The sequence below is a fragment of the Mycobacterium sp. genome (assembly GCF_046095365.1).
GTDB lineage: Bacteria > Actinomycetota > Actinomycetes > Mycobacteriales > Mycobacteriaceae > Mycobacterium.
The window spans coordinates 1-4,108 of the sequence record NZ_JBJTJF010000031.1; the positions used below are offsets into that span (position 1 = coordinate 1).

Below are 4,108 nucleotides of genomic sequence, written 5' to 3' on the forward strand. Positions count from 1 at the left end.
AGGGCGTGCTGCCTGGCCGCGGCCGTCAGGGCCTGATTCCACGCGATTCCGGGGATGCAGCCGGACTGGTAGCGCACCGTGTAGACGTTGGCGACGACACCGTTGTTCAGACGCGCGTTGTCCGCGCACGCCGAAGGCATCGCGATCAGACCCGACGCCGGCACCGCGAGTAGAACCGCCGCCCTCGACACGTGTTGTCTCACGACGGCAGTCCGGTGTAGTGCGCGGCGGAGTTCCGGAGCTGCCAGATCAGTTGCGGACAAAGCTCATTGACTGCCTGGCTGATCAGGTAGGTGGCCTGGTATTCCTCCGATGAGGAGAAGTCCGCCATGACTTCGCCGACCAGGCGTGGGAATCCTCCGCCCTGTGCGACCCGGTCGCACACTCTGTGTCCGTAGGCCAGCGCCGCGTTGGCGTCGGCGAAGTTGTAGCCCGGCCGGACCGTCACGTTGACCAGATAGGCCACTGTGTCGGCGTGGCAGACCGGCGCCCCGGCGCCGGCGGCAGCCGCGGTCGCGGCCAGCAGCGCTCCGAGAGGTCTACCTGGCATGCGGGAACCCTACGTCGGTCGGCTCTCAGAGCGGGTTGAGCACCCGATCCAGGAACTGCCGGGTCCGCTCCTGGGTGGGGGCGTCGATCACCTCGCCAGGTGGGCCCTGCTCAAGCACGACGCCGCTGTCGGTGAACAGGACCTGGTCTGACACCTCACGTGCGAACTGGATCTCGTGGGTGACGATCACCAGCGTCCATCCCTCGGTGGCCAGGTCGCGGATCACGGCCAGCACATCGCCGACGAGTTCGGGGTCCAGGGCCGAGGTCGGTTCATCGAAGAGCACCAGTTTGGGCCGCAGCGCCAGTGCGCGGGCGATGCCCACCCGTTGCTGCTGCCCACCGGACAACTGGTAGGGATAGCAGTCGCACTTGTCGGCCAGGCCGACCCGATCCAGCAGACTCACGGCTTCGGCTTTCGCCTCCTCCGGGGGTCGCTTCTGAACCACGATCGGTCCCTCGGTCACGTTCTGCAGGACAGTCCGGTGCGGGAACAGGTTGTGCGACTGGAAGACCATCGCACTCTGGGCGCGGTAGCTCTTCAGCAGGTCCTTGGAAACCGGGCCGCCGAAGTCGACGGTGACGTCGCCGATCCGGATGGTGCCCGAGTCCGGCGGGTCGAGCGCGTTGAGGGAGCGGAGCAAGGTCGTCTTGCCCGATCCCGACGGGCCGATGACCGTGGTCACCGTACCGGGGGGCACCGCGAAGGAGACACCCTTGAGAACGTCGTTGTCGCCGAAGCGCTTCCGGACGTCGTCGGAGACGATGAGATCGGTCATGGGGCCACGTGCCTTTCCAGTCGACGTTCCATCCGGCCCTGGGCGAAGGACAGGGCCAGGCAGATCACCCAGTAGTAGACGGCGGCGGTGCCGTAGAGCGCGAAGAACTCGAAGGTCGGCGCCGCGGCGATCTGCGCGGTCCGCAGCAGCTCGGTCACCAGAATCGTCGACGCCAGAGATGTGTCCTTGACCAGCGAGATCAGCGTGTTGGACAGCGGAGGCACCGCCACCCGGGCGGCCTGGGGCAGGATGACGCGGCGCAGCGAGCCCACGTAGCCGTGCCCGATGGTCTGGGCGGCCTCCCACTGCCCCTTGGGAATGCTGAGGATGGCCGATCGGATGATCTCCGCGGCGTAGCCGCCGATGTTGAGGCTGAAGGCGATCACCGCCGCGGGGAACGGGTCGATCTTGATGTTCAGCTCCGGCAGCGCGAAGAACACGATGAACAACTGGACGAGCAGGGGTGTGCCGCGGATCACCGAGATGTAGAAGCGGGCGATGCCGTTGACGACGACGTTGGACGACAGCCGCGCCAGTGCGACCACCAGCGCGATGGCCAGCCCGATGACGAAGCTGATCACCGTCAGCGGAATCGTCTTGGTGATCGCCGCCTTGGCCAGCGGCCACAGGTTCGCTGCGATCAACTGCCAGGCGGACCGGTGTCCACCGGCCTGCGCGGGCGCCCCGGTGGCGTTGGTCTTGAGGTAGCGCTCGGAGATCGCGGCCAGCGTGCCGTCGGCGCGCAGATCGTCCAGTGCCCCGTTCAGGTCGGGCAGCAGTCCGCTGTTCTTCCTGGCCGCGAACCCCTGTTCGCTCTTCTGGCCGGCCTGGCCGGCGATCTTGATCGAGCTGTCGTTCGTCTCGGCCAGGTAGGCGTACACCGCGATGCTGTCGTTGACGATGGCGTCGACGCGGCCCTGGTTGAGCAGCTTGACCGCCTGGGTGAAGCCCTCGACCGACTCGACCTTCGCCCCCGCGTCGCGGGCGATCTGGGCCCAGTTGCTGGTCATGGACTGGGCTGTGGTCTTGCCTTTGAGGTCGGCCAGCGAGGTGATTGCGCTGTTGTCGGCCCGCGTGACGATCACGCCCTCGCCCATCGAGTAGGGCTCCGACATGTCGTACTTGGATTGTCGCGCCGGGGTGATGCCCACCTGGTTGGCGACGACGTCGAAGCGGTTGGCCTCCAGCGCGGCGAAGATCGAGTCCCAGGGTGTTTCCACGAACTCCACCCGGACGCCGAGTTTGTCGGCGACGGCGCGGGCGACGTCGACGTCGTAGCCGCTGAGTGCGCCGGTCGTCTGATCGTGGTAGCTGAACGGCGCGTAGGTGCCCTCGGTGCCCACCCGGAGCACTCCCGCCGACAACGCCTGGCCGCCGTCGGTCTTGGATCCGCAGCCGCCGATGAGGACGGCGATGACGCACAGCAGGGGCAGCAGCACCGCCCTGGTGATCGGCCCGCTTCTAGGCGCGATCACCGACGGGCCGTAGTCGGGTGACCAGGGGATAGATTTTGCAGCCCAGGCAGATCCCGAAAGCGGCGTTGAGGAACGCCGCGGACAGCGCGAACGCCGTCGCGATCACGCCGAGCAGATGCAGCCCGGAACCGAAGCCGATGAGGCCGACTACGGCGAAGGCCAGGCCGACCAGTTGGGCGAATCGCAGCGGTGGCACCGGCTCGCGTTCGGTGACCGGACCGAGACGGGGCGCCACCAGGTTGGCGTAGATCAGGCCGTAGGGATGCCGCCGGGGGCCACGGGCCGCGCCGACGGCGAAGGCCAGCGCCTGGACCGCCAGCAGGGTCGTCGCCGCCGGAACACTGACCGCGGAGAGCAGGATGACCGCGGCGAGCACGCCGGTCGTCACCCAGGCGGCGAAGCGCGGCCCGCGTATGTCGACCTGGTCGACCGTACTGCTGTCAGCTGGCATTCCCGCACTCCGTACTTGACGATCAGGTACGCCGAATCCTAAGTGCGCGAACACCTCCCGACCTCGATGCGGAATGACGCCGCTGCGGTGACCAGCGACGAGACAATCGAATCGTGCGGAGGAAAAGTCCACGGCGTACCGGGCGGCGCTAGATGGAGAAATCCTCGCCGTACCACACCCCGGATTCGGGCGGCCTGATCACCGGCTCGAGAGGTCGGCCGCCGCCGTCGCCCTCCAGTCGGCTCACTCTGGCCAGCAGCGACCGCAGGCTCAGTCCGAGGGGATCGGGCAACTGAGCCTCGGCTGTGGCGCCGTTCGAGTTGCTGCGGTTCACGATCTGCCCCGGAACACCGACGACCACCGCACCAGCCGGCACCGGCTTGACCACAACCGAGTTGGCCCCGATCTGGCTCCCCGCTCCAATCGTGATGGCGCCCAGCACCTTTGCGCCGGCTCCGATGGTGACGTTCTCTTCAATGGTCGGGTGCCGCTTCACCCGGTCAAGGCTGGTGCCCCCGAGTGTCACACCGTGGTAGATGGTGACGTTATCGCCGACCTCGGCGGTCTCGCCGATCACCACACCGGTGGCGTGGTCGATGAACACGCCGCGGCCCAACACGGCTCCGGGATGGATTTCGACTCCCGTCCACTTGCGCATCAGCTCGGCGAGGAAACGGGCGGGAAGTTTGGCGCCGTGCTCCCACAGCCAGTGACTGACCCGGTGCACCCACACCGCCTGCAGGCCCGGGTAGCACAGGACGACCTCCAGAGTGGACCGTGCCGCGGGATCCTCTTTCCTGACCCGGCGGATGTCGCAGCGGATCGCCGACAGCACGGTCAGTCCGCCAGGCCCG

Annotated in this window: 5 protein-coding genes and 1 pseudogene; all 6 read right to left on the reverse strand. The window is 67.6% G+C overall.

Features of this window, described 5'->3' with window-relative positions:
- A pseudogene (locus ACKOQ4_RS02380) lies at positions 1–203 on the reverse strand (CAP domain-containing protein); the annotation flags it as partial.
- Positions 200–550 (reverse strand): DUF732 domain-containing protein, encoded by a 351-nt coding sequence (locus ACKOQ4_RS02385; RefSeq protein WP_526288457.1) that lies wholly within the window; start codon positions 548–550, stop codon positions 200–202. The gene ACKOQ4_RS02385 and the pseudogene ACKOQ4_RS02380, both read right to left, overlap by 4 nt.
- 25 nt (positions 551–575) lie before the next feature.
- Positions 576–1,328: an amino acid ABC transporter ATP-binding protein gene (locus tag ACKOQ4_RS02390; RefSeq protein WP_526288459.1), complete on the reverse strand. Its 753-nt coding sequence runs from the start codon at positions 1,326–1,328 to the stop codon at positions 576–578.
- Entirely contained in the window at positions 1,325–2,803 is a 1,479-nt protein-coding gene (locus ACKOQ4_RS02395; protein WP_526288461.1) for an ABC transporter permease subunit, read from the reverse strand. Before ACKOQ4_RS02395 ends, ACKOQ4_RS02390 begins: the two co-directional genes overlap by 4 nt.
- On the reverse strand, positions 2,790–3,254 hold the full coding sequence (locus ACKOQ4_RS02400) for a DUF4395 family protein (RefSeq protein ID WP_526288463.1): 465 nt from the start codon (positions 3,252–3,254) through the stop codon (positions 2,790–2,792). Before ACKOQ4_RS02400 ends, ACKOQ4_RS02395 begins: the two co-directional genes overlap by 14 nt.
- 148 nt (positions 3,255–3,402) lie before the next feature.
- Positions 3,403–4,089: a serine O-acetyltransferase gene (gene cysE / locus ACKOQ4_RS02405; RefSeq protein ID WP_526288465.1), complete on the reverse strand. Its 687-nt coding sequence runs from the start codon at positions 4,087–4,089 to the stop codon at positions 3,403–3,405.
- Positions 4,090–4,108 lie beyond the last annotated feature (19 nt).